The sequence below is a fragment of the Glycomyces sp. NPDC046736 genome (assembly GCF_040645615.1).
In the GTDB taxonomy this organism is placed as follows: Bacteria; Actinomycetota; Actinomycetes; order Mycobacteriales; family Micromonosporaceae; genus Glycomyces.
This window is the reverse complement of the sequence record NZ_JBEYYO010000008.1, coordinates 45,213-69,011: the sequence shown is the minus strand read 5'-3', so window position 1 is coordinate 69,011 and position 23,799 is coordinate 45,213. Positions and strand designations below refer to the sequence as shown.

Here is a 23,799-nt window from a genome sequence, read left to right as displayed (position 1 = left end):
GTCTCAGCCGGACCTTCTAATTCGCGGGTCGATGAACCAGTAGAGGATCTCCGCGCACAGCACCGCGAGGATGGTCGAGGCGGAGAAGAGCACGAACAGGGCCTGGAGCACGGGCCGGTCCGGGTAGAAGATCGACTGGACGAACAGGCTGCCGAGCCCGGGCCAGGAGAAGACCGTCTCGGTCACGATGGAGCCGTTGACGACCCCGCCGAGGGCCAGGAACACCAGGGTCACCGTGGGCAGCAGCGCGTTGGGGACGGCGTGCCTGCGCCGCACCTCGTCGTCGCGCAGCCCCTTGGCTCGCGCCGTGGTCAGGTAGTCGCTCCCGATCTCGTCCAGCAGGGACGAGCGCATGATCATGAGGTACCCCGCGTAGACCACGGCCGTATATGTCAGGACCGGCAGCACGAGGTGGTGTCCGATGTCGACCGCTTGGGACCAGAAGTCCGGCGGCGTGCTCGGCGAGCGCATCCCGTTGACCGGGAACAGCCCCAGGTACCTGGCGAACACCAGGATCACGATCATGCCGAGCCAGAACGTGGGCGCCGAGTACAGGAGCAGCCCGGTCGCGACCTGGCCCTTGTCGAAGCGGCTGCCCTGCTTCCATCCGGCGCGCGTGCCGATCCAGAAGCCGAGCACGACCGCCAGGACCATGCCGGTGCCCGAGAGCAGGAGCGTGGCCGGGAGCCGTTCGACGATGAGTTCGAAGATCGGCCGGCGGTATTGGAACGACTCGCCGAGGTCGCCGGTGAGCGTCCCGGTGATGTAGTCCCAGAACTGCTGCCACATGGGCTGGTCGAGGCCGAGTTCGGCGCGCATCGCGGCGCGCTCCTCGGGCGAGACGGGCCGCTCGCGGGTGAGCTGGTCGATCGGGTCCCCGGCGATGAGCCGGAAGATGAAGAACGAGGAGAACAGCACCAAGAGCAGCGACACGGCGGCGCCGCCGACGTGCTTGGCCAGGTACCGGCCGAAGCCGGAGGAGATCCGTTTCTCGGGGGCGCGCATCGCGGCGCGCCCCGCGGACGAGGCCCCGATCGGGACCCCGTCCGCGGCGGGCGAGCCTTCGGTCATTCGCGCTCGTCCGCAGTCTTCCTGCGCTGGAGCACGAACCATGCCGCAGCGGCGGCCACGACCACCACGGCCGCGCCGACCGCGATCCACACCCACATCGGGGCGCCGCCGTCGTCGCCTGCGGCCTGCGGCTGCGCGGAGACGTACGCCCACGCGTAGCCCTGCTGGCCGGTGATCATGCCGCCCTCGCTCGGCTGCGTCTGCATGCCGCCGATCTTGTCGTGGTTGTACGCCTCGGTGGTGTTCTGGTAGTACAGCCAGATCACCGGCGCTTCGGTGTACAGCAGCTCCTGCTGCCGCTTGACCAGTTCGGCGCGAGCGTCGGGGTCGGACTCGACCTTCTGCTGCTCGTGGAGCGCGTCGTACTCGGTGTTGCAGTACGAGTTCTCGCTGCTGCGCTCGGAGCCGTCGGTGAGGGTCGGGAGCACCGCGCACGTGTGCATGCCGAGCTGCTCGGTCGGGTTGGGGCCCACGCCCCAGCCGGAGAAGGCGATGTCGAACTCGCCGAGGTAGGCCAGGTCGTTGAGCGTGCCCTGCTCGATCGGCTCGGGCGTGACCTCGATGCCCAGTTCGGTCCACCACTCGGTCACGAACTGCACGATCGTGGCGTACGCGATGTTGTCGGCGTGGTGGTAGAACCGGAAGCTCAGCTTGTCGCCGCCGCCGGGCATGGTCCGGATCCCGTCGTCGCCGCGCTCGTAGCCGGCCTCGTCGAGCATCCGGTTGGCCTCGTCGATGTCGAACTGGACGAGCTGGTCGCCGCCGTCCCAGTGGTACTGCGCGAAGATCGAGGGGATCAGCGAGGTCGCCGGGGTGCCGCTGCCGTCGAGGACGGTGTCCACCAGGGCCTGCTTGTCGATCGCGGTGTGGAGCGCGTTGCGCACCACCGGGTCCTTGAGCGCGGGGTGCCCGTCGCCGAACTCGGTGCCGTCTTGCGTGACGGTCCCGTGGTTGAGCGTCAGGGACACGTACCGGCGTCCTTGCGCGTCGTTGACGGTGACGTGGTCCTGCTTCTCCAGGGCGTCCATCTGGGCCGGGTTGAGCCCGGAGACGACGTCCACTTCGCCCGCTTCGAGCGCGGCCACGGCCGCGTCGGCCTCGGAGTAGTAGTCGTAGACGATCTCGTCGAAGCCCGGGGCGCCGTCCCAGTAGCCCTCATTGGCCGCGAGGCGCACGAACTCGTCGGTCTGGTACTCGGTGACCTGGAACGGCCCGGAGCCGACCAGCGGCGGCTGGTTCGCGTCGTCGGCCGAAGGGTCGGGGTACTCCGACCAGATGTGCTCGGGGACGATGAACACCTCGCGGGTGAGCACCTCTGCCGGGGCCGGCGCCGCCAGGGTGAGCACGAACGTGGTGTCGTCGGGGGCCACGGCGCTGACCAGGTTCCCCGCGAAGTCGATGTTCCAGGTCCTGATGTCCTCGTTCTCGATCATCAGGTTGTAGGTGTAGGCCACGTCCTGGGCCGTCAGCGGCTCGCCGTCGGACCATTTGGCGCCCTCGCGGATCGTGAAGGTCCACTCCAGGCCGTCGGCCGACTCGACCCACTCGGTCGCGAGTCCGGGCACGGGCTCGTAGTCGGTGCCCATGCGCACGAGCGTCTCGTACGTCATGATGCTGGTGTTGTAGGTGATCACGAACCGCCGCTTGAACGGGTTGAAGGTGTCGACCTCCTGGTCGGTGGCGATCAACAGCGTGTTCTTGTCGTCGTCCGCTTGCGCGGCGGCGGGCGCGGTGACGGCGAGCGCGCCCGCCGACAGCATCAGCGCGGCCGCGGCGGACAGGCACCGCCGCATCAGGGCATGGGGATTCATGGGGTGCTGGTTCCTCGCATTCGGTTCCGGGCCTGAGGCGCGCGTGCGGCTCGCGAGCGCGCCGCCGGTCCTCGATGTACCGAACAGAATGACGGAACACTTCTTGAGTTGTCAACGATGTGAAGAAAGTTTTCATTGCCGCAATATGCGAACGCCCCGAACTCCCGAACCCGATGAGCAATTCGGCCGATTCGGCTAGATTCAATCCACTACTGACGGTGACATGGGGGTCGCGGTGTGGCATTGGCTGACTGAATCGCTGGTCGCGCACCCCGAGATAGCCATCTTCCTCGCACTCGGCCTCGGTTTCTTCATCGGCAAACTCAAGATCAAGGGCATCGTCCTCGGGCCCGTCACCGGCACGCTCCTCGCGGGCGTCCTGGTCGGCATCCTCTTCAAAGACGTCGACATTCCCGACCTCGTCAAGACCGTAGCCTTCGTCGCGTTCCTGTTCGCGCTCGGCTACAACGTCGGCCCCCAGTTCTTCGCCGGACTGCGCGGCGACGGCGTCAAGCAAGTGATCCTCGCGGTCATCAACTGCCTCTTCGGACTCGGCGTGGTCATCGTCCTGGCCAAGCTCCTCGGCTACGGCCCCGGCTGGGGCGCGGGGCTCCTCGCCGGCGGCCTCACCCAGTCCGCCGTCATCGGCGTGGCCGACTCGGCCATCAGCGCCCTCCCCGGTCTCAGCGACGCCGAGATCAAGGAGATGGAATCCCAAGTGGCCGTCGGCTACGCCGTCTGCTACCTGTTCGGCACCGCCGCCGCCGCGTTCTTCCTGTCCACCATCGCCCCCCGCATGCTCGGCTCCAAAGACCTCGCCGCCGACGCCCACGAGATGGAGAAGCGCCTCGGCGTGGCCAAAGAACCCGGCATCGCCCCCGCCTACTACTCGGTCGTGCGCCGCGTCTACCGCGTCACCGGCGATCGCCCCGGCACCGAAGGCACCGCCATCATCGGCGCGAGCGTGGCCGACCTCGAAGCCCGCGCCCTCGCCGCCGGACACCGCGTCATGTTCCACGACCTGCGCCGAGGTGGCCGCGTCGAACCGGTCGAACCCGCCACTGTGCTCCAGCGAGGCGACCTCGTCACCCTCGCCGCCCGCAGGCCCGACCTCGTGGCCCTCGACGTCGACCGCTGGGCCGAAGAGGTCGACGACGAGCAGCTCCTCGACTACCAGGTCGAAACGCTCGCCATCGTCATCACCAAGAAGGAGCTCGCCGGAGCGAAGATCGGCCCCGCGTTCGCCGAGCACGCGCCCCGCCTGTTCGTGACCAAAGTGGTCCGAGGCGGCCAGGAGATCCCCTGGAGCGATGAGACTGTCATCCACCGCGGCGACGAGATCACCGTCCAAGGCGGCAAAGAGGAGGTCGAAGCCGTCGTCGGCGACCTCGGCTACCCCAATCGCGCCTCGGACGCCACCGACATGAGCTACGTCGGTATGGGCATCGTCCTCGGCGCTCTCATCGGCGTCCCCACCATCGCCGTCGCCGGAGCCGACATCGGCCTCACCACCTCGGGCGGCGCGCTCATCATGGGCCTGGTCTTCGGCTGGCTGCGCGCCAAGTCGCCGACCTTCGGCCAGTTCCCGCCCGCCGCCAACTGGATGCTCTCCACCGGCGGCCTGTGCATGTTCGTGGGCATCGTCGGCATCATGGCCGGCCCCGACTTCGTCTCCGGCGTCAAGTCCGAAGGCCTCAGCCTCGTCTTCGCCGGACTCGTGGTCACGCTCCTGCCGATGCTGTTGACCATGTACCTCGGCAAATGGATCTTCAAGATCCCCGTCCCGGTCAACCTCGGCATCGTCGCGGGCGCGAACACCACCACCGCGTCCATCGGCGCCATCACCGACAGCGCCAAGAGCCAGGTTCCCGTCCTCGGCTACACGATCCCGTACGCCATCGGCAACGTCCTGCTCACCATCTGGGGCGCGGTCATCGTGGCCGTACTCGCCTGAACCGCAACCTGCATTCCCGAAAGGACCAGCCATGACCAAGGTCGAACGCGACGAGGAACGCCGCCTCGAAGGACTCAGCCCCTTCGAACTCAAGAACCGCCTCATCGAACTCGCCGGCGACAACGAGCGAGCCAACGCCATCGCCATGGTCAACGCCGGGCGCGGCAACCCCAACTGGACCGCCACGGCCCCGCGCGAGGCGTTTTTCCTGTTCGGACAGTTCGCGGTCACCGAGACCCGCCGCGACTGGGACGAGTTCACAGGCCTCGGCGGCATGCCCCAGAGCGAGGGCATCGCCCAGCGCCTCGACGACTACCTCAAGGCCAACGCCTCCGCTCCCGGAGCCGACGCGCTGGCGTCCTATGTGGCCTACGGGGTGGAGAAGCGCGGCTTCGAGCCCGACGTGTGGGTGGGGGAGTTGGCCGACGCGGTGATCGGCGACCACTACCCGGTGCCCGACCGGATGCTCGTCCACGTCGAGAAGGTCGTGCACGACTACCTGGACGCGGAGATGGGCGGCGCGCCCGAGGGCGGCTGGGACCTGTTCGCCGTCGAGGGCGGCACCGCCGCGATGTGCTACCTCTTCGACTCGGCCCAGATCAACGGCCTGCTCGACCAGGGCGACCGGATCGCGATCATGGTCCCGATCTTCACGCCCTACCTGGAGATCCCGCGCCTGGACCGCTACGACTTCGACATCGTGGAGCTCCAGGCCTCCAAGACCACCGAGGCCGGCGTCCACACCTGGCAGTACCCCGACGCCGAGATCGACAAGCTCAAGGACCCCTCTATCAAGGCCTTGTTCCTGGTCAACCCCTCGAACCCGCCTTCGGTCAAGCTCGCCGAGGCCACTTTGGAGCGCATCCGCTCGATCGTGGCCGAGGACAACCCGGGCCTGGTGATCATCACCGACGACGTGTACGGCACCTTCACCGAAGGGTTCACCTCGCTCATGTCGAGCCAGGCCTCGAACACGATCGGCGTCTACTCGTTCTCGAAGTACTTCGGCTGCACCGGTTGGCGTCTCGGCGTGATCGCGGTGGCCCGCGACAACGTGTTCGACCGCCGCATCGCCGGCCTCGACGAGGCCCGCACCGCCGACCTCCGGGAACGCTACGGCTCGATCACGTTGGAGCCCGAGAAGCTCAAGTTCATCGACCGGCTCGTGGCCGACTCGCGCGAGGTGGCGCTCAACCACACCGCGGGACTGTCGACGCCGCAGCAGGTCCAGATGGCGTTCTTCGCCCTCCACACGCTCACCGACACCGAGGGCGCTTACAAGCGCGACTGCCAGGCGATCATCGCCCGCCGCCTCAAGGCCCTCGTCGAAGGCCTCGAAGTGCCGATTCCCGAAGACCCCGAGGCCGCGAACTACTACGTGGAGCTCGACCTGCTCAGCTGGGCCGAACGCAACTGGGGCAGCGAGTTCGCCGACTGGATGCAGGCCAACTTCGAGCCGGTCGACCCGATCTTCCGGCTCGCCCAGGAGGCCTCGGTGGTGCTGCTCAACGGCGGCGGCTTCGACGGGCCCGAGTGGTCGGTACGCGTCAGCCTCGCGAACCTGCGCATGGACTCCTACAAGGAGATCGGGGCCGCGCTCAAGCGGATCGGCGAGGAGTACCACGCCGCGTTCCAGAAGCAGCGTCGATAACCGAGTGTCGAGCGTGGAGAGGGGGAGGGCATGGACTGGATGAAGTCCATTCTGGAGTCGACGCCGGAGATCGCGCTGTTCGCGTGCCTGGCGATCGGCTTCGCGGTAGGCAAGATCCGGGTCTGGAAGATCTCGCTCGGCGGCGTGGCCGGGACGCTGGTGGTGGCGATCTTCATCGGCATGTTCGCCGACATCGACCTCAACGACCAGGTCAAGAACATCGCGTTCGCGCTGTTCATCTTCACGCTCGGCTACGTCTCGGGCCCCACGTTCGTGGCGAGCCTGAACCGCAAGAGCCTGCGGTACGCCACGTTCACCGGCGTCGAGGTGGTCTCGGTCCTGGCGATCACCGCCGCGGCGGTGCTCATCATGAACCTCGACGTCGGCACGGCCGCGGGGCTCTTGGCAGGCGGCGCGACCGAGTCGGCGGCGGTCGGTACCGCGACCGACGCGATCGGGCGGCTCGACCTGTCCGATTCGGAGATCTCGACGCTCCAGGCGAACGTCGGCACGGCCTATTCGATCTCCTACATCTGCGGCCTGATCACGATCGTGCTCCTGTCGAGCCAGTTCTTCCCGCTCATCATGCGCGTGAACCTGCGCGAGGAGGCCGCGAAGCTGTGGGCCAAGATGGGCGGCGCGCGCGACGAGAACACCGCGACCCCGGCCGCCCCCGCGGTCGTTGGCCGCGAGTACCGCGTCCAGGCCGCGGCGGGCAAAACCGTGGCCGAGGTCCAGCAGGCCCTCGGCGGCGGTTCGGCGATCGAGGAGGTCTTCCGCGAGGGGAACACGATTGACCTCGCGCAGGACCTCATCCTCGCGGCAGACGACCGGGTGCTGGTGGTGGGCCACCGCGAGGCGCTCGTGGGCGCCGAGGACGTGATCGGCCGGGAGGTCCCGCTCGACTCCTCGCTGGCGATGGACCTCGACGTGGCCGAGATCGTGGTGACCTCCAAGGACTACAAGGCCACCACGCTCGGCCAGATCCGCGAGGACTTCGCCGAGGACCGCCGAGGGGTGTTCCTCCAGAAGATCCAGCGCGGCGACCACGAACTGCCGGTCAACGCCTCCACGGTGATCCAGCACGGCGACACGGTGCGCCTGGCCGGTTCCAAGAGCGACATCAAGCGCGTGGTGCCCAAGATCGGGTTCCGGCTCGACCCCACCATCACGATCGACATGGTGTACATCGCCGTGGGCGTGGTGGCCGGGTTCCTCATCGGCAAGCTGGTGTGGACGGTCGGCACGATCCCGCTGACGCTCGGCACCGGCGGCGGCTGCCTCCTCGCGGGCCTCCTGTTCGGCTGGCTCCGCTCCAAGCGGCCCACGTTCGGCCAGTACGAGTCCGGCGCGGCCGACGTGGTCAAGACACTCGGCCTCTCGGTCTTCATCTGCGCGGTAGGCCTCTCGTCGGGCCCGCAGGCGGTGGCCCTGGTCAAGGAGTTCGGCATCGGCCTCCCGATCGCGGGCGTCGCGATGACGGCCATCCCGGCCTTCATCTCGCTCTTCGTGGCCTGGAAGCTCATGAAGCTCCCGGCCCCGCTCGTGCTCGGCTCGGTGACGGGCCAGCAGTGCTCCACACCGGGCGTGACGGCGGTCCAGGCCGCGGCGGGCAACGCGACGCCGCTGATGGCCTACACGATCGTCTACGCCTTCTCCAACGTGGTGCTCCCGCTGCTGGGCCCGATCGTGGTGGCGATGGCGCACAGCCTCAACCCGTAGCTCGACAACGCGAACCGGGCCCAGCTTCGGCCGGGCCCGGTTCGCGTTGTCACTCTCGGCTAGACGTCGAGGACCTCGTGGAGCCTCGCCGCGAACTCGTCCGGCTTGCCCGTCTGTCCGTACTCGCCGCCGAGGAAGCCGCCGTGGTCGCTGGGGAACTCCACCGCCTCGACGCCGACGCGTTCGGCCACCACGCGTGCGCCTCGGGCCGCCAGCGTCTCACCGGACTCCTCGCCGTAGGCCGGCACGATCCGCGTCGATGCCTTTGCGAGCGCGTCGAAGTCGTGCTCGTAGGCGTTGCAGGTCACCATGTTCTGGCTCAGCAGCGCGTCCTCGCGGTTGCCGTCGTCCTCTGTCGGGAGGCCGAACATCGCCGGGTCCGGGGCGGGCGCTTCGAGGTAGTCCGCCGGGATCGGGCCGTCGTAGGAGACCAGCGCGATGAACTTCGCCATCGCGGGGCCGAAGCCCGACTTCAGGAACGTCTCGCGGATGTCGGTGCAGACCGCCAGTGCCGCTTCCCGGTCCGGCAGTGCCGAAGCCGCCGGCGGTTCGTGGGCCACGAGGGTCGCCACCTGTTCGGGGTGCTTCGCGACGAGCGCGAGCGCGTTGACCGCGCCGCCGCTGCTGGCGAACACGTCGACCGGGCCGCCGCCGACGGCGTCGATGATGCGGTGCAGGTCGTCGGCGTGCTCGTCGGGATTGGACTCGGCGGCCCCGTCGGTGCGGCGGCTGCGTTCAGACGCGCGCGGGTCGTAGGTCACGACGCGGCGGTCGTCGAAGTGCCCCGCGAGCGTGACGAATCCGGCCGCGGCCATCGGGGAGCCGATGATCAGCAGGGGCGGGCGGGTCCCGTCGCCGCCGTCGCGGACGTCGTAGTGGAGCTCGGCCCCGGGCACTTCGAGGACGTGGGTCTGCGGTTCGGTCATGGCGGTCTCCTGGATTCGTTCGGGTGTCTCACACACTTAGACGAGCCTGGCCCGCCGGATTCATCGGCGGGCCCGATCGCGCCGATTCGGGCCGGTCCCATACTCCGAACGGGGGCCAAGTCCGCACACGGTTGGTCGGTCAGAGCCGCTAGCGTTTAGCATTGTCGAACGCGGCGCTTCAGAGCCGCCGCTGCGGACCTCGATGGAACGGAGGCGCCCGGATGGCCCGGAACATCCAGTCGCTGGAGCGCGCGTCGGCCATGCTGCGGCTGCTGGCCGGGGGCGAGCGCCGCCTCGGCCTGTCCGACATCGCGTCCGCGCTGGGCCTGGCCAAGGCCACCGCGCACGGGATCCTGCGCACCCTCCAGCACGAGGGCTTCGTGGAGCAGGACCCCGACTCGGGCCGCTACCAGCTCGGGGCCGAACTGCTGCGCCTGGGCACCACCTACCTCGACGTCCACGAGCTGCGGGCCCGCGCGCTGGTGTGGACCGACGACCTGGCCCGCTCGGGCGGCGAGGCGGTCTACCTCGGGGTGCTGCACCAGCACGGCGTGCTGGTCGTCCATCATGTCTTCCGCCCCGACGACAGCCGCCAGGTGCTCGAAGTGGGCGCCATGCAGCCCTTGCACTCCACGGCCCTGGGGAAGGTCCTCGCGGCCTTCGACCCGGTGGCGCACGCCGAGCTCGTGGAGGCGAAGCGCGAGCCGTTCACCGCGCACACGGTGACCGATCTGGACGACATCGAGCGCGGCCTGGACCTGGTCCGGGCCCAGGGCTACGCCACCGACGCCGAGGAGACCTGGGAGGGCGTGGCCTCGGTGGCCGCGCCGATCTTCGACCGGCACCGCATGGCCGTGGGCGCGGTCGGCATTACCGGCGCGGTCGAACGCGTCCGCCGCGACGGGCAGCCCCGTCCCGAGCTCGTCGCATCGATCCGCGACACCGCGCGCTCGGTCTCGCGCGATCTCGGCGTCAAGCCCTTCTAGCCGGGCGCCCCTTTTCTCCGTTTTCAGTGTGCCCGTTGTGGCCCTGATCTGCCTCTCTTGCAGGCGTTTCGCATGTTTCGAGAATGCGTCAGTGGTGGTCGTCACATAAGCCTTGACGAGCTGATAGCATGAGAGAACACTTTGCGTACGTCGGTCGACATTGTCGAACGGTCGAGTCGTTTCGGTACCTCAGCCGGACTCGACGTTCACAGCGCCTGCCGCCTATACAAAGCCCTTCCCCCTACGGGCCGAGCCGTGGCTCGGTCCGGACGCAGACAAAGGAGTCGGTGTGTCCAACTCAGACATCATGATCGGCGAGATCGTCGGCACGGCCTTGCTGATCCTGCTCGGCGGCGGCGTGTGCGCCGCGGTGACCCTCAAGAAGTCCAAGGCCCAAGGCACGGGCTGGCTCGCCATCACCTTCGGGTGGGGCTTCGCCGTCCTCACCGGCGCCTATGTGGCCGCGGGCGTCTCCGGCGCCCACCTCAACCCCGCCGTGACCCTCGGCCTCGCCGTCGAGGGCAGCACCCCCTGGAGCCAGGTCCCGCTCTACATCGCCTCCGAACTGGTCGGTGCGATGCTCGGCGCGTTCCTGGTCTGGATCGCCTACTACGGACAGTTCCGGGCCCACATGGCCGACCTCGCGAACCAGCCCGAGGCCGTCGAGGCCGCGGGCGACGCCAAGGCCGGACCGGTGCTCGGCATCTTCTCCACCGGACCCGAAGTCCGAAGCGCCCCACTGAACCTCGCCACCGAGATCATCGGCACCTTCGTGCTGGTCATCGCCATCCTCACGCAAGGCCTGAACGACGACGGCAACGGTCTCGGCCCGCTCGGCGTCCTCATCACCGCCCTCGTGGTGGTCGGCATCGGCCTCTCGCTCGGTGGCCCCACCGGCTACGCCATCAACCCGGCCCGCGACCTCGGCCCCCGCATCGTCCACGCGCTCCTGCCGCTCAAGGGCAAGGGCGCCTCCGACTGGGGTTACGCCTGGGTCCCGGTCGCAGGTCCCGTGGTCGGCGGCGTCCTCGCCGCGCTGCTCTACAACGTTGCCTTCGCGTAGGCGCGCCCGCACAATCGAGACAACCCGCTTTGACAACGACGTTTTGGAGCGAACCATGACCGACACGCACACCGGGCCGTTCATCGCGGCCATCGACCAAGGCACCACCTCCAGCCGGTGCATCATCTTCGACCGCGACGGGCGCATCGTGGCCGTCGACCAGAAGGAGCACGCCCAGATCTTCCCCAAGCCCGGCTGGGTCGAGCACGACGCGGCCGAGATCTGGCGCAACGTCCAGGAAGTGGTCGCCGGGGCCATGGTCAAGGCCGGGGCCCGCCGCGAGGACATCCTCTCGATCGGCATCACCAACCAGCGCGAGACGACCATGTTGTGGGACAAGCACACCGGTCAGCCGGTCCACAACGCCATCGTGTGGCAGGACACCCGCACCGACGTGCTCTGCAAGCAGCTCGGCGGCGAGGTCGGCCAGGACCGCTGGCGCCCCCAGACCGGTCTGCCGCTGGCCGCCTACTTCGCCGGCCCCAAGATCGCCTGGCTCCTCGACAACGTCGAAGGCCTGCGGGCCAAGGCCGAAGCCGGGGACCTCCTGTTCGGCACCATGGACTCCTGGGTCATCTGGAACCTCACCGGCGGGGTCAACGGAGGCGTGCACGTCACCGACGTCACCAACGCCTCCCGCACCCTCCTGATGAACCTGGAGGACCTCTCCTGGAACGAGGAGATCGCCGCGGAGATGGGCGTCCCGCTCCAGGTGCTCCCCGAGATCCGCTCCTCCTCGGAGATCTACGGCGAGGTCACCGGCGGCACCCTCGGGCAGCTCCTCGGTGGCGTCCCCGTCGCCTCGGCGCTCGGCGACCAGCAGGCCGCCCTGTTCGGACAGACCTGCTTCTCGGTCGGCGAGGCCAAGTCCACCTACGGCACCGGCACGTTCATGCTCATGAACACCGGCGAGAAGCTCATCCACTCCGAGTCCGGGCTGCTCACCACCGTGGGCTACCGCATCGGCGACCAGGACCCGGTCTACGCGCTCGAAGGCTCCATCGCCGTCACCGGCTCCCTCGTCCAGTGGATGCGCGACCAGATGGGCCTCATCAAGACCGCCGCCGAGATCGAGACCCTCGCGGCCTCGGTCGAGGACAACGGCGGCGCGTACTTCGTGCCCGCCTTCTCCGGCCTCTTCGCGCCCTACTGGCGCTCCGACGCCCGCGGCGTAATGGCCGGCCTCACCCGGTACGTCACCAAGGCCCACATCGCCCGCGCCGTCCTGGAGGCCACCGCCTGGCAGACCCGCGAGATCACCGACGCCATGACCAAGGACTCCGGCGTGGAGCTCTCCGCGCTCAAGGTCGACGGCGGCATGACCTCGAACAACCTGCTCATGCAGTTCCTCGCCGACGTCCTGGACGCGCCGGTGGTGCGCCCGATGGTCGCCGAGACCACGTGTCTGGGCGCGGCCTACGCGGCCGGACTCGCGGTCGGCTTCTGGGAGAGCACCGAGGACCTGCGCGTCAACTGGCGCCGGGCCGCGGAGTGGACGCCCGACATGGACCCCCAGGTGCGCGACCGCGAATACAAGAACTGGCTCAAGGCAGTCGAACGCACCATGGGCTGGCTCGAAGACTAGTAGTTTCACAACGAGGAGCGCGGCCATGACCACCATGCAGCAGATCCCCTTCGCGGGGACCGAACCGACCCCCACCGTCCGCTTCACCGAGCGGCTCGGCAGGGCCGAACAGCGCGAGGAGCTCGCGAACACCACGTTCGACCTCCTCGTCATCGGTGGCGGCATCCTGGGCATCTCCACCGCCTGGCACGCCGCCCAGTCGGGGCTGCGGGTGGCCCTGGTCGACTCCGGCGACTTCGCCGGGGCCACCTCCTCGGCCTCGTCCAAACTCCTCCACGGCGGCCTGCGCTACCTCCAGACCGGGGCGGTGAAACTGGTGGCCGAGAACCACTTCGAACGCCGCGCGGTGACCCGCCAGGTCGCCCCCCACCTCGCCCGGCCGCTCACCTTCTACCTCCCCGTCTACAAGGGCGGCCCCCACGGGGCCGCCAAAATGGGCGCCGGCGTCTTCGCCTACTCGGCCCTCTCGGGCTTCGGCGACGGCGTCGGCCACCTCCTCAACCCGGCCAAGGCCCGCATGGCCGTGCCCGAGCTGCGCATCGAGGACCTCAAGGCCGTGGCCGTATACGGCGACAGCCAGATGAACGACTCCCGCATGGCCCTCATGACCGTCCGCGCCGCCGCCGACTCCGGTGCGGCAGTGCTCAACCACGCCGAGGTCACCGGTCTTCGCTTCACCAGGGGCCGCGTCTCGGGCGCCGACGTGCGCGACCGCTTGGACGGCACCGAGTTCGGCATCGACGCCCGCGTCGTCCTCAACGCCACCGGCCCCTGGGTCGACCACCTGCGCCGCATGGAGGACGCCGGAGCCGACCCCTCGATCCGGCTCTCCAAAGGCGCGCACCTGGTCCTCAAGCGCACCTCCCACTGGAAGGCCGCGCTGGCGACCCCGATCGACAAGTACCGCATCACGTTCGCGCTGCCTTGGGAGGACATGCTCCTCCTGGGCACCACCGACGAGGCCTATGAGGACGACCCCGGCGCGGTCGCGGTCAACGACAAGGACCGGGCCCAGATCCTCGACGAGGCGAGCGTCTCGGTCCGGGCCGAGCAGCTGCGCCCCGAGCTCATCACGTACGCCTTCGCCGGGCTCCGGGTCCTGCCCGGCGGCCCCGGCGACACCGCGAAGGCCAAGCGCGAGACCGTGGTCACCGAAGGCCGCGGCGGGATGCTCTCGGTGGCCGGCGGCAAGTGGACCACGTTCCGCCACATCGGACGCACCGTGATGCAGAAGCTCGCGGCCATGCCCGGCTACACGATCGGCTCCGACATGGAGCCGATGCGGAACCTGCCGCACCGCCTCCCGCTGCCCGGCGTGGCGAACCCGCACGCGGTCGCGCACCGCCTGCTCTCCGACGGCGGGGCGCCGATCCCGCACCTCGCCGAGGACACCGCCGAGCACCTCGCGACCCACTACGGCTCGCTCGCCTTCGACCTCACCCGCCTCGCGGGGGAGCACCCCGAACTGGCCGAACGCATCCACCCCGACGCGCCCGAGATCTGGGCCCAGGTGGTCTACGCCCGCGACATGGAATGGGCCCAGACCCCCGACGACGTGCTGCGCCGCCGCACCACGCTCCAGATCCGCGGCCTGGACACTCCTGAGATCCGCGCGCGCGTCGAACGGTACTTCCTATAGGAAATAGACTTTGTTGCACGAGGGACGGCCGGGGCGGGATCTGAGGGGTTCCCGTCCCGGCCCATCGCTCTGCGCTCGCGTTCCGTTACGGAACCGACATCGCCGCGCCTGCAACCGGTCGCACGGTCCGGTTCGTCGGTCATATATGGACCCCTCGCCTCGCGGCCCGCGCACCGCCGCCGCCCTCCTCGCCACCGCCCTGCTCACGACCGCCGGATGCCAGTGGCTCGGATCCGATGAGGACGACCAGGTGGAGGACATCGACATCGGGACGCTCGACGCGCTGTTCGAGGAGAACAACCGGCTGGTGGACGAGATCGTGGACATCCAGGGCCGCCTCATCCAGAACTGCCTGGAGGAGGCCGGCCACAGCGTTCACGACGAGTCCTCGTTCGTCAAGTGGAACTTCCAGAAGCGCCCGATGCCCGACGTCGACTCCGGCGCGCTCCCGTGGCTGATCGACCGCGAGATCGCCAAGACCTGGGGCTACGGGATCTGGGCCACCTCGGACGAAATGTACGGCTCGCCCGAGCACCTCGAATTCGAGGAGCTGATGTTCGGGGAGGGCCTGAGCTTCGCGACGGTGGACGCCACGGCCTTCCAGGAGCTGTCCGACGCCGAGCAGTTCGCATGGCACGTCGACTACGTCGGGGAACCGCAGGCCCGCCTCGACTACGCCCACCTGCTGGGGGACGACGACACCATGGGACCGGGCGGCCTGATCGGCTCGGTCGAGCCCGAAGGCTGCATGGGCGAGGTCACCGAGGCGTTCGGTCTCGAACCGGAGTTCGTGCCCGCGCCCGAGTTCGGCGAAGACGCCGGGACCTGGTCGACCTTCCCAGTGCCGCCCGGCCTGGACACCCTCAGTTCGGGGGCGCTCGACGAGGAGGTGCGCGCGGCGAGAGGCGGCGAGGAGGAGTTCCTCGACTGCCTGGAGGAGGCCGACCGGGGCCGGTGGGACTTCAACCAGGGCGGCGACCTCAACGTCAGGCGCTACATCGAGCAGGCCTACGGGTGGGCGATCGACCCGATGTTCCCCGAACCCGAGGAGTTCACCGTCGGCGTTCCCGACGAGCTGCCCACCGACGACCTCGCCGTCCCCGCAGAGCCTGACATCCCCGAGGACTTCGAACCCCGCAGGCAGTGGGAGTCGGCCCTCGCGCTCGATCTCCTGGACTGCGCCGAGGAGTCCGGGCTCGACGACGGCGCCAGGCAGGCCTGGGCGAACGCCTACGGCGCCGAACTGCTCGACCGCGAGGCCGAGACGGTCGCCTGGCAGGAGGAGATGCGCTCCCTCATCACCGTCGGGCAGGACCTGCTGGCCGCGGGGTGACGCCCTAGTTCCGGTCGATGTCCGGGTGGATCGCCAGGAACAGCGAGTACGGCTCCGCTTCAGGGCCGGGCTCCCAGGTCAGGATTTCCTGGAACACGCCTTGGAACCGCTGCTGAGCCTCGGCGTACTGCGCCTTGTCCAGGCGCAGCCCGAGCCGGGCGATGTTGACCTTCGCCGGGTCCGACAGTTGCGCGACCTCGGTGTTGAACGCGTCCATCATCGCCGTGGACATGTCCGACCAGAACTCCTCGTCGAGCCGCAGCGCCCATGACTTCCGGGTCGCCAGGTACGGGATCTCTCTCGCGCCCCGCGCCCCGATCCGCTCCTCCTGCGGCGCGAGGAACCCCGTGTCCACGAGTTTGCGCACGTGGTGCAGCACCGTGGCCGGGTTCGCGCCGATGCGCAGCGCGATCTCCTTGTTCGTCAGCGCCTGATCGAGGCACAGCCGCAGGATCCGCAGCCGCACCGCTGAGGCCAGCGCCTTGGCCTCGGCCTCGGTCGCCAGCGGTCGGTCGTCCTCGAATCCTTCGCGCTCCTGTGCCACGACCCCATCCTAGGGGGTCCCCGCGGACGAAGTGATTGACTTTTCCCAACTGATTGGGAATACTCAATCGCATGACCGTCCTCGAGTCTCCCGACACCGTCCCGCCCGCACGGCGCGACCGGCTCGGCCTGCTGCGCGACCGCGACTTCCGCGACCTGTTCCTGTCGACCACGGTCGCGCAGATCGGCTACCAGATCACCTCGCTCGCGCTCCCGCTCGCGGCGGTCATCGCCCTCGGGGTGAGCGAGTTCGAAGTCGGGGTCCTCTCCTCGATGACCACGATCGCGTTCCTGCTCATCGGCCTGCCCGCGGGCGCCTGGATCGACCGCATGCGCCGCCGCCGCGTGCTCATCGTCAGCGACGTGGTCCGCGCGTTCGTGCTGCTCACCGTCCCAATCGCCTGGTGGACCGACACGCTCACCATCTGGCAGCTGTACGCCGTGGCGCTCCTCATCGGCGTCTTCACCGTGTTCTTCGACGTCTCCTACCAGAGCTACCTGCCGCATCTGGTGGGCCGAGCGCGACTGGTCGAAGGCAACGCGAAACTCGAGGTCGTGCGCTCCACCGCCCAGCTCGGCGGGCCGGTGTTCGCCGGGCAACTCATCGGCTGGCTCACCGCCCCCGTGGCGCTGGCCGTCGACGCGGTGGCCTTGGGCGCCTCGGCGCTGTTCCTGGTGCGCATCCGCCGTCGCGAGCCCAAACCCGAAGTGGCCCAAGGCGCCAAGATCGCCAAGGAGATCAGGGACGGCCTCGGGTTCGTCCTCGGCAACCGCGTCCTCAGCTCGATCGTGGCCTGCACCGGCTGGTACAACCTCTGGAACGGCGTGTTCATGGCCATGCTCGTGGTGTTCCTGCCGCGTGACCTGGGCCAGAGCCCCGGCCAGATCGGCCTGCTGTTCTCCGTGTACGGCATCGGCGGCCTCGTGGGCGCGCTCGTCGTCCGCCCGGTGACCGCCTGGCTCGGCGAAGGCCGGGCCATCTGGATCTCGATCCTGGCCACCTCGCCGTGGATCCTGCTGATCCCGGCCGCCGAACCGGGCTGGCGTCTGTGGCTCGGGGCCGCGGGGATGGCGATCGTGGGCGTCGGCACGGTCGTCTACAACGTCAACCAGGTGAGCTTCCGCCAGCGCCTGACCCCCGACAACATGCTCGGCCGCATGAACGCCACGGTGCGGTTCATCGTGTTCGGGGCCGTCGCGGTCGGGGGCCTGACCGGCGGTGTCCTCGGTGAACTCGTGGGCGCGCGGAACACGCTGTGGATCGGCGCGATCGGGTGCAGTCTCGCGTTCTTGCCGGTGTTCTTCTCGCCGTTGCGGAACCTCCGCGATCTCCCCGACCCCGAGCACGCCTAGGCCAACGAACTCCCGCCCGGCGGCGATGCCGCGAGCCTCGTCGCGGCGCCTGCCGCCGCCGGGCGGGTCCCTCAGCCCATCTCGTCGAACGCGGGGGAGTAGGCGTACTTGCCGCGCAGCTCAGGACGCCACGCCGAGAGGGTCCGAATCTGGAAGTACGCGCCCCAGGCCGCCTCGGGCGCCTCCACCCCGAACTCGGTCGAGGGCACGAACCCGAAGCGGCCGTAGAACTTCGGATCGCCGAGCAGCACGATCCCCGGCTCGTCCCGCGCGTCGGCCGCCGCGATCGCCGCGTGCATGAGCGCGGAGCCGATCCCCTTGCCGTGCAACGACGGGTCGACGCTGATCGGCCCGAGACCGAGCACCCGCTCCCCGTTCAGCCGCCCGTACGTGGAGACGACGTGCCCGACCGGCTTCCCGTCCGCCTCCGCCACCAGCGAGTACTCGGGGACCCAGTCCCCACCGGTCCGCAGGGCGTCCACCAGGTCGGCCTCGTATCCCGCGGCGTGCGCGGCGGTGGCGAAGGCGGCGTCGTGGAGGGCGTGGATGAGCGGGGCTTCGCCCTCGGTCTCGCGTCGAATCACAGTCACCGCACGAGTATCGAGGGCGTATCGCCAGCTCGCAAGCCAATTGCCGGGGCCGCCTCCCGGGCGGCCCCTCGCGATGCGCCTACCCGACGGGGGCGAGCTCGCGGTCCCGAGCGGCGTCCCCCGCGACCTTGAGCTGGAGCAGGCCGAGGGCGATGACGCCGACCGCGGTGGCGTAGTGGACGAAGAACGCCATGGCGGCGCTGCCGCCGTGGATGAGGATGAGCGAGCCGTCGCCGATCGGGATGAGGGCGGTGGCCAGGAGCGCCCATCCGAGCGCGCGGCGTTCGCGGATCAGCAGCAGGACCAGGAGCACGATCGCCGAGCCCAGGTCGCGCGCGCCTTTGACGCTGAGGAACTGTGCGGCCTCGCCGGTCGGCCAGTGGGCGAAGCCCATGCTCGGGGCGACCGCGGCGGGGGTGACGAGGTACTGAAGGCCGAAGGAGAAGACGAAGAGGACGCATACGACGGTGAGGACGTCGGCGGTGATGCGGCGGGCCATGGGGACTCCTTGTGTGAGGGTGGCTAGAAAATCTAGCGTTGCTAGGAACACGAATGACGCTAACATACCCTTGCTCGATTGTCTAGCACTGCTAGAATTGTGCTCATGGCTACCCAGCAGCGTCGCGAACGCGAACGCGCCCAACGCGAAACGCTCATCGTCAACGCCGCCCGCGAGATGGCCGAGGCCGACGGCTGGGCCTCGGTGACGGTCCGCAAGCTCGCCGACCGGATCGAGTACAGCCAGCCGGTGCTCTACAGCCACTTCGCGGGCCGCGGCGCGATCGTCGACGCCGTGGCCCTCCAGGGCATCGCCGAACTCACCGAGGTCTTCAGGGCCGCGCGGGCCGGGGCCGCGCCCGGCGGTGAGCTCGCCGCCCTCGCGCAGGCCTATCTCGACTTCTCGGTCGGCAGTCCCGCGGTGTTCGAGGCGATCTTCACCCTCGCCGAGGGTCTCCCCTTCGGAGTGGACGCCCCCGAGGTCCTCAAGGCGGCTTTCGCCGAGCTGTTCGCGGTCTTCGCGCCGCTCGCGGGCGACCGCGACCCCGAAGCGTTCACCGAGGTCGGCTGGGCAGCCCTCCACGGCCTGGCGGCCCTGGGCCGCGACGGACGCCTGCGCCCGGACCTGCTGGAACAGCGGCTGGAGATCTTCCTGGGACTCTTCGCCGCTTGATCTGTCACGTTCGGGCCCGCTCGCGGGTCTCTTACTTTTGAGCGACTTTCACGGAGGGACCCATGGACGACGACTTCCCGGTGCAGCGTTTCGAGGAGCACCGCGACCACCTGCGGGCCGTGGCGTTCCGGATGCTCGGCAGCACCGGCGAGGCCGAGGACGCCGTCCAGGAGACCTGGATGCGCTTCGCGCGCACGGACACCGCCGAGGTGGAGAACCTGCGCGGCTGGCTCACCGCGGTCGTGTCCCGGATCTGCCTCAACCTGCTGCGCTCGCGGCGCACCCGCCGCGAGGACGCGCTGGAGGGGCACGAGTCGATCGCCGACGCCGGAGCCGGGCCTGAGGCCGAAGCGGTCATGGCCGACTCGGTCGGCCTGGCCCTCCAAGTCGTCCTCGACTCGCTGGGCCCGGCCGAGCGGCTCGCGTTCGTCCTGCACGACCTGTTCGGCGTGCCGTTCGACCGCATCGCGACCGTGCTCGACCGCACCCCCGAGGCCACCCGCCAGCTCGCCAGCCGCGCCCGCCGCCGCGTCCGCTCGGGCCGCCCCGCGCCCGACACCAGGCGTCAGAAGAGCGTGGTCGACGCGTTCCTGGCCGCCGCCCGCGAGGGCCGCTTCGAGGACCTCCTCGCCGTCCTCGACCCCGACGTCACGGTCCTCGCCGATGACGCCGCGGTCGCCACCGGCTTCGCCGGCCACCAGGTCACCGGCGCGAACGCGGTGGCCGAACTCTTCAACGGCAAGGCCGCCGCCGCGATCCCGGTCCTGGTCGACGGCGCGGTCGGCGCGATGTGGGCACCCGGCGGCCAGCCCCGCTCGGTACTCGCCTTCACCGTCGAGGACGGCCGCGTCACCGGCATCGACATCACCAACGACCCGGCCGCGATCGCCGCCCTCGACCTGGTCCGCATCGACTGAACCCGGCCGCGGGACCCGACGATCCGCAAAGGCCTGCACGGCCTCGACTACCCGCGGCTCGGTCAGCACGGCGGCCGGGTGCTCTACGAGGGGCCGGTCGCCGGTCTCGAAGGGACCGCCACCGCCCAGGCGCTCCTGGACTGAGTCCTATGCGCGCCGACCGGACCGGTCGGCGCGCATCCGTCCCTATCTGGGTTCGCCGCGCCGCGGCGGGGTGCCGTAGACCGGCCGGTACTCGGCGAACTCGGTGGTGAAGACCGCGAGGCCTTCGGACAGCGAGGGCAGCCTGCGTTCGATGCCGTGCACCGCTTCGGTGGGCACGAAGCCCGACACGAAACCGGCGGTGTCGGTCGAGAACTGGCCCTTGATGTCCGAGCGGGCCTCGCCGAGGACTTTGAGGACCGCCTGCCCGCTTCCGGCCGGGAACTCGGCGCTGAAGCTGTTGAACGGCTCGCACACCACCGTCCCCGACTCCTTGAGCATGACGTCGAGCAGGTACTTCACGACCTCCCGGAAGTCGCCCGCGGTGCTGGCGCGGCCGATGTAGCCGGTCGCGGTGAGCACCACCCGGCAGTCGGTCACGCCCCAGCCGTACAGGCCGCGCCGCAGGACCTCGTGGACGGTCTCCTCGATCGCGTTGTGCAGCGCCCGCGTGAGCGAGCCGCGCTCCACTTCGAGTTCGTAGCCGACCCCCGATCCGGGCTCGCCCGGTTCGAGCCGCAACCCCACGGTCGCGAGGTGCGGGGTCTGCTGCCACGGGCCCATCTCGTGCAGGGCCTCCGAGACCTGCTGCGGCCGTTCGACATGGATTGCCCGGGTCTCCTCGAACTCGACGGCGATCCCGAACTCCTCGTCGAGCAGCGAGGCCACGACCTCCTTCTGCACCTCGCCGTAGAGGCGCACGGCGATCTCCTCGGACAGCTCGTCCAGGTGCGGGTCCACCAGCGGGTCGCGTTCGGCGAGGCTGAGCAGGGCCCGGTTGAGCGGGATCCGGTCGTCGGGGTCGGCCGGGCGCACGACCGTCTCCAATGTGGGCGGGGTGAAGAACCCGCCGCGCGCCAGGGCCTCGGGGGAGCCGATCGCGTCGCCGATCCTGATGTCGGCCAGGCCTTTGAGCTTCGCGATGCTTCCCGGGACGGCCGTCCCGGGCACCGTGGCGGTCCCGGTGTCGAACACCTCGACGGCCGTCACCTTGCCTTCGAAGGACTCGACGGTGCCCCGGTCGCCGCGCCGGTAGCCCGTGACCTGGTCGCGCGGGGCGATGGAGCCGCTGCGCATCCGCAGGTAGGTGATCTTCTGGCCCGCGTCCGCGTGCTCGACCTTGAACACCGTCCCCACCGCATCGCCCGAGTCCTCGGCCTCGGGGACCGGCAGGAACCGCTGAATCCCTTCGGCCAGTGCCGCCGCGCCCGCGCCGGTGATCGCCGACCCGAAGTACACCGGGTGCGCCGCGCCCGATCGGACCTGCGCGGCCAGCTCGGCTTCGCAGTCGAGCGGCGCGTCGTCGAGGTACGCGGCGAGGAACTCGTCCGAGCCCTCGGCGAGCATCTCGGCGGCCCGCTCCTCGAACGCGTTGTCGCCGAAGGCGAACGGCACCACCTCGGCCTCGCCCGAGCCGATCCGCTCGACCGTGGCCATCGGCAGCAGCCGCGGGCTCAGCAGTTCGGCGAGGTCGGCCAGGAGCTCGGCTTCGCGGGCGCCGCGGCGGTCGATCTTGTTGACGAACAGCAGCGTCGGCACCCCGAGCCGCTCCAACGTGCGGAACAGGACCCGGGTCTGGGCCTGCACGCCTTCGACGGCGGAGACCACGAGCACCGCGCCGTCGAGCACGCGCAGCGCGCGCTCCACTTCGGCCACGAAGTCGGTGTGGCCGGGCGTGTCGATGAGGTTGACGGTGAGATCGCCGAGGCGGAACGCCACGACCGCGGACTGGATCGTGATCCCGCGGCGGCGCTCCAGGTCCATCGAGTCGGTCTGCGTGCTGCCGGAGTCGACGCTGCCGACGCGGTCGATGATCCCCGCGTCGTAGAGCAGTCGCTCGGTCAGGCTGGTCTTACCGGCGTCGACATGGGCGAGAATCCCCAGATTGAGAAAAGGCAATGAACGTCCTCGGAAGTGAGATCGACTGGATTCGCATGGTGTTTCCCGAGGTACGCCGCATGTCGAGTCCTGCTCTCTGTAGCTCCGAAGCGCCATTGCCGACGCTGCGACCGAGGCTAAGCGCACCCGCGCGAGGCGCGCAACCGGTTTTTTCCGGCCCCGGCGCGATAGCATCCGCGGCATGGGCACCACCTTGCAGCACGCCTTGACCGCCGCCGACATCGCCGCCGCCAACACCCTGACCCGCCGCTGGCTCGCCTCGCGCACCGAGATCCCCGCCGCCGCATCGGGACTCGGCGTCTGGCCCCTGCTCGCCGTCTTGGCCACCGGAGCGGTGGGGGAGACCCGCGACGAACTCCTCGCGGCCGCCGGACTCGACCCCGCCCGCGCCGCCGCGCTCCCCGAAGCGCTCCTGGCCGCCGCCGCGACCTCGCCGGCGATCCGCCTCGCCGTAGCCGTCTGGGCCGGTGCCCGCGTCACGCTCGACCCCGACTGGACCGCCGGGCTCCCCGTCGACACGGTCGGATCCCTGACCGGCGACGCCCCCGCCGACAAGGCCGCGCTCGACGCCTGGGCCGCCCGGCACACCCAGGGCCTCATCGAGGAGATGCCCCTCGACTTCGCCGCCCCCATCGACCTCGTGCTCGCCAGCGCACTCTCGGTCCGCACCGACTGGAAGACCCCGTTCCAGGACCTCCAGCGGTCCTTCACCACCGGCCCCTGGTCCGGCCTCGGCCCCTGCCGCGCCCTCAGCGCGACGCTCCGCGAGGACGTGCTCCGCTTCGCCGACCACGCCACCGTCCTCACCCTCCCCGGCAACGGCGACATCGACGTGCTCCTGGGCCTGGGCCGCCCCGACCTCGCCCCGCACGCGGTCATGGACGCCCTCCTCGACGCCCTCGACCCCGCATGGGGCCGCTCGGCCACCGAACTGGCCGTAGGCGAACGCGCGGTCGGCGTCGAGGTCGCCGAATATCTCACCGCCGGCCGCCAGAGGGACCCCGAGACCCAGGTCGAGACCGTCCGCTTCACCCTCGAATCCGACCTGGACCTCTCCGAGGACGCCGCCGCACTCGGCCTCACCCTCGCCTGCGACGACGACCGCGCCCGCTTCGACCGCCTCGCAACCGAACCGGTCCACATCTCCCAGGCCAAGCAGTCCTGCAAAGCGATCTTCAGCGCCAAAGGCTTCGAAGCCGCAGCGGTCACCGCCCTCGCCATGACCCGAGCCGCGGCCCTCCCCAAACCCAACCACCGCCATGTGAGGGCCACGGTCACCTTCGATCGCCCCTTCGCCTACCTCGCCCGCCACCGCCCCACCGGACTCGCCCTGGTAGCAGGCTGGGTCGCACAACCCGAACCCGCAACCCCGCGTTAGCATCCC

19 protein-coding genes are annotated in these 23,799 nt (G+C 69.8%); 12 read left to right on the top strand and 7 right to left on the bottom strand.

Features of this window, described 5'->3' with window-relative positions; genetic code table 11:
- Nucleotides 1-3: 3 nt before the first annotated feature.
- Together AB0B28_RS10215 and AB0B28_RS10210 are read right to left on the bottom strand one after the other, a co-directional pair.
- A complete protein-coding gene (locus tag AB0B28_RS10215) occupies nt 4-1,071 on the bottom strand; it encodes an ABC transporter permease (RefSeq protein WP_360119274.1) in 1,068 nt (355 codons plus the stop codon).
- A complete protein-coding gene (locus AB0B28_RS10210; RefSeq protein ID WP_360119272.1) occupies nt 1,068-2,882 on the bottom strand; it encodes an ABC transporter substrate-binding protein in 1,815 nt (604 codons plus the stop codon). The genes AB0B28_RS10215 and AB0B28_RS10210 overlap by 4 nt, the downstream gene beginning before the upstream one ends.
- A gap of 223 nt (nt 2,883-3,105) precedes the next feature.
- Between AB0B28_RS10210 and aspT (AB0B28_RS10205) the strand changes: the two genes are divergently transcribed.
- From aspT (AB0B28_RS10205) to aspT (AB0B28_RS10195), 3 genes are read left to right on the top strand one after another with little or no spacing between them, the layout of a single operon-like run.
- Nucleotides 3,106-4,836: an aspartate-alanine antiporter gene (aspT, locus tag AB0B28_RS10205; RefSeq protein ID WP_360119270.1), complete on the top strand. Its 1,731-nt coding sequence runs from the start codon at nt 3,106-3,108 to the stop codon at nt 4,834-4,836.
- 31 nt (nt 4,837-4,867) lie between these two features.
- Entirely contained in the window at nt 4,868-6,487 is a 1,620-nt protein-coding gene (locus tag AB0B28_RS10200) for a bifunctional aspartate transaminase/aspartate 4-decarboxylase (protein ID WP_360119268.1), read from the top strand.
- Nucleotides 6,488-6,517: 30 nt separating this feature from the next.
- A complete protein-coding gene (gene aspT / locus AB0B28_RS10195) occupies nt 6,518-8,209 on the top strand; it encodes an aspartate-alanine antiporter (protein WP_360119266.1) in 1,692 nt (563 codons plus the stop codon).
- A gap of 59 nt (nt 8,210-8,268) precedes the next feature.
- Here the strand turns inward: aspT (AB0B28_RS10195) and AB0B28_RS10190 are convergent, their stop codons facing one another.
- Nucleotides 8,269-9,135 carry an alpha/beta hydrolase gene (locus tag AB0B28_RS10190; protein WP_360119264.1) on the bottom strand — a complete coding sequence of 289 codons (867 nt, stop codon included), beginning with the start codon at nt 9,133-9,135 and terminating at the stop codon, nt 8,269-8,271.
- A 221-nt stretch (nt 9,136-9,356) separates the two neighbouring features.
- On the opposite strand from AB0B28_RS10190, the gene AB0B28_RS10185 reads away from it, so the two are divergent.
- The 5 genes from AB0B28_RS10185 (at nt 9,357) to AB0B28_RS10165 (ending at nt 15,741) form a co-directional block, all read left to right on the top strand.
- Nucleotides 9,357-10,121: an IclR family transcriptional regulator gene (locus AB0B28_RS10185; RefSeq protein ID WP_360119262.1), complete on the top strand. Its 765-nt coding sequence runs from the start codon at nt 9,357-9,359 to the stop codon at nt 10,119-10,121.
- A 289-nt stretch (nt 10,122-10,410) separates the two neighbouring features.
- Nucleotides 10,411-11,184 carry an MIP/aquaporin family protein gene (locus tag AB0B28_RS10180; protein ID WP_360119260.1) on the top strand — a complete coding sequence of 258 codons (774 nt, stop codon included), beginning with the start codon at nt 10,411-10,413 and terminating at the stop codon, nt 11,182-11,184.
- A gap of 55 nt (nt 11,185-11,239) precedes the next feature.
- Nucleotides 11,240-12,769: a glycerol kinase GlpK gene (gene glpK / locus AB0B28_RS10175; RefSeq protein WP_360119258.1), complete on the top strand. Its 1,530-nt coding sequence runs from the start codon at nt 11,240-11,242 to the stop codon at nt 12,767-12,769.
- Nucleotides 12,770-12,794: 25 nt separating this feature from the next.
- The gene (locus AB0B28_RS10170; RefSeq protein ID WP_360119256.1) at nt 12,795-14,408 is read left to right on the top strand and encodes a glycerol-3-phosphate dehydrogenase/oxidase; all 1,614 of its coding nucleotides are present in this window, start codon (nt 12,795-12,797) and stop codon (nt 14,406-14,408) included.
- A gap of 145 nt (nt 14,409-14,553) precedes the next feature.
- On the top strand, nt 14,554-15,741 hold the full coding sequence (locus AB0B28_RS10165) for a hypothetical protein (RefSeq protein WP_360119254.1): 1,188 nt from the start codon (nt 14,554-14,556) through the stop codon (nt 15,739-15,741).
- 4 nt (nt 15,742-15,745) lie between these two features.
- On the opposite strand, the gene AB0B28_RS10160 is transcribed toward AB0B28_RS10165, so the two are convergent.
- The gene (locus AB0B28_RS10160) at nt 15,746-16,285 is read right to left on the bottom strand and encodes a winged helix-turn-helix domain-containing protein (protein WP_360119252.1); all 540 of its coding nucleotides are present in this window, start codon (nt 16,283-16,285) and stop codon (nt 15,746-15,748) included.
- A gap of 71 nt (nt 16,286-16,356) precedes the next feature.
- Here AB0B28_RS10160 and AB0B28_RS10155 point away from each other — a divergent pair, with 71 nt between their 5' ends.
- Nucleotides 16,357-17,637 (top strand): MFS transporter, encoded by a 1,281-nt coding sequence (locus AB0B28_RS10155; RefSeq protein ID WP_360119250.1) that lies wholly within the window; start codon nt 16,357-16,359, stop codon nt 17,635-17,637.
- Nucleotides 17,638-17,708: 71 nt separating this feature from the next.
- On the opposite strand, the gene AB0B28_RS10150 is transcribed toward AB0B28_RS10155, so the two are convergent.
- Both AB0B28_RS10150 and AB0B28_RS10145 read right to left on the bottom strand, forming a co-directional pair.
- Complete coding sequence (locus AB0B28_RS10150; RefSeq protein WP_360119248.1) at nt 17,709-18,227, bottom strand: N-acetyltransferase; 519 nt, start codon at nt 18,225-18,227, stop codon at nt 17,709-17,711.
- 79 nt (nt 18,228-18,306) lie between these two features.
- A complete protein-coding gene (locus tag AB0B28_RS10145; protein ID WP_360119246.1) occupies nt 18,307-18,726 on the bottom strand; it encodes a DUF4267 domain-containing protein in 420 nt (139 codons plus the stop codon).
- 105 nt (nt 18,727-18,831) lie between these two features.
- Here AB0B28_RS10145 and AB0B28_RS10140 point away from each other — a divergent pair, with 105 nt between their 5' ends.
- Together AB0B28_RS10140 and AB0B28_RS10135 are read left to right on the top strand one after the other, a co-directional pair.
- Nucleotides 18,832-19,398 carry a TetR/AcrR family transcriptional regulator gene (locus AB0B28_RS10140; RefSeq protein WP_360119244.1) on the top strand — a complete coding sequence of 189 codons (567 nt, stop codon included), beginning with the start codon at nt 18,832-18,834 and terminating at the stop codon, nt 19,396-19,398.
- 62 nt (nt 19,399-19,460) lie between these two features.
- Nucleotides 19,461-20,315 (top strand): sigma-70 family RNA polymerase sigma factor, encoded by an 855-nt coding sequence (locus AB0B28_RS10135; protein WP_360119242.1) that lies wholly within the window; start codon nt 19,461-19,463, stop codon nt 20,313-20,315.
- Nucleotides 20,316-20,501: 186 nt separating this feature from the next.
- Here the strand turns inward: AB0B28_RS10135 and AB0B28_RS10130 are convergent, their stop codons facing one another.
- Complete coding sequence (locus tag AB0B28_RS10130; RefSeq protein WP_360119240.1) at nt 20,502-22,415, bottom strand: translation factor GTPase family protein; 1,914 nt, start codon at nt 22,413-22,415, stop codon at nt 20,502-20,504.
- Between the two features lie 181 nt (nt 22,416-22,596).
- On the opposite strand from AB0B28_RS10130, the gene AB0B28_RS10125 reads away from it, so the two are divergent.
- Nucleotides 22,597-23,793 (top strand): serpin family protein, encoded by a 1,197-nt coding sequence (locus tag AB0B28_RS10125; protein WP_360119238.1) that lies wholly within the window; start codon nt 22,597-22,599, stop codon nt 23,791-23,793.
- Nucleotides 23,794-23,799: the final 6 nt, after the last annotated feature.

What these genes read in the sequence shown, in the direction of transcription:
- AB0B28_RS10140 (WP_360119244.1), top strand. Translation starts at nt 18,832, where the DNA reads ATGGCTACCCAGCAGCGTCGCGAACGCGAACGCGCCCAACGCGAAACG.
- AB0B28_RS10215 (WP_360119274.1), bottom strand. Translation starts at nt 1,071, where the DNA reads ATGACCGAAGGCTCGCCCGCCGCGGACGGGGTCCCGATCGGGGCCTCG.
- AB0B28_RS10200 (WP_360119268.1), top strand. Translation starts at nt 4,868, where the DNA reads ATGACCAAGGTCGAACGCGACGAGGAACGCCGCCTCGAAGGACTCAGC.
- AB0B28_RS10165 (WP_360119254.1), top strand. Translation starts at nt 14,554, where the DNA reads ATGGACCCCTCGCCTCGCGGCCCGCGCACCGCCGCCGCCCTCCTCGCC.
- AB0B28_RS10155 (WP_360119250.1), top strand. Translation starts at nt 16,357, where the DNA reads ATGACCGTCCTCGAGTCTCCCGACACCGTCCCGCCCGCACGGCGCGAC.
- glpK (WP_360119258.1), top strand. Translation starts at nt 11,240, where the DNA reads ATGACCGACACGCACACCGGGCCGTTCATCGCGGCCATCGACCAAGGC.
- AB0B28_RS10135 (WP_360119242.1), top strand. Translation starts at nt 19,461, where the DNA reads ATGGACGACGACTTCCCGGTGCAGCGTTTCGAGGAGCACCGCGACCAC.
- AB0B28_RS10185 (WP_360119262.1), top strand. Translation starts at nt 9,357, where the DNA reads ATGGCCCGGAACATCCAGTCGCTGGAGCGCGCGTCGGCCATGCTGCGG.
- aspT (WP_360119266.1), top strand. Translation starts at nt 6,518, where the DNA reads ATGGACTGGATGAAGTCCATTCTGGAGTCGACGCCGGAGATCGCGCTG.
- AB0B28_RS10190 (WP_360119264.1), bottom strand. Translation starts at nt 9,135, where the DNA reads ATGACCGAACCGCAGACCCACGTCCTCGAAGTGCCCGGGGCCGAGCTC.
- AB0B28_RS10125 (WP_360119238.1), top strand. Translation starts at nt 22,597, where the DNA reads ATGGGCACCACCTTGCAGCACGCCTTGACCGCCGCCGACATCGCCGCC.
- AB0B28_RS10145 (WP_360119246.1), bottom strand. Translation starts at nt 18,726, where the DNA reads ATGGCCCGCCGCATCACCGCCGACGTCCTCACCGTCGTATGCGTCCTC.
- AB0B28_RS10170 (WP_360119256.1), top strand. Translation starts at nt 12,795, where the DNA reads ATGACCACCATGCAGCAGATCCCCTTCGCGGGGACCGAACCGACCCCC.
- AB0B28_RS10210 (WP_360119272.1), bottom strand. Translation starts at nt 2,882, where the DNA reads ATGAATCCCCATGCCCTGATGCGGCGGTGCCTGTCCGCCGCGGCCGCG.
- aspT (WP_360119270.1), top strand. Translation starts at nt 3,106, where the DNA reads ATGGGGGTCGCGGTGTGGCATTGGCTGACTGAATCGCTGGTCGCGCAC.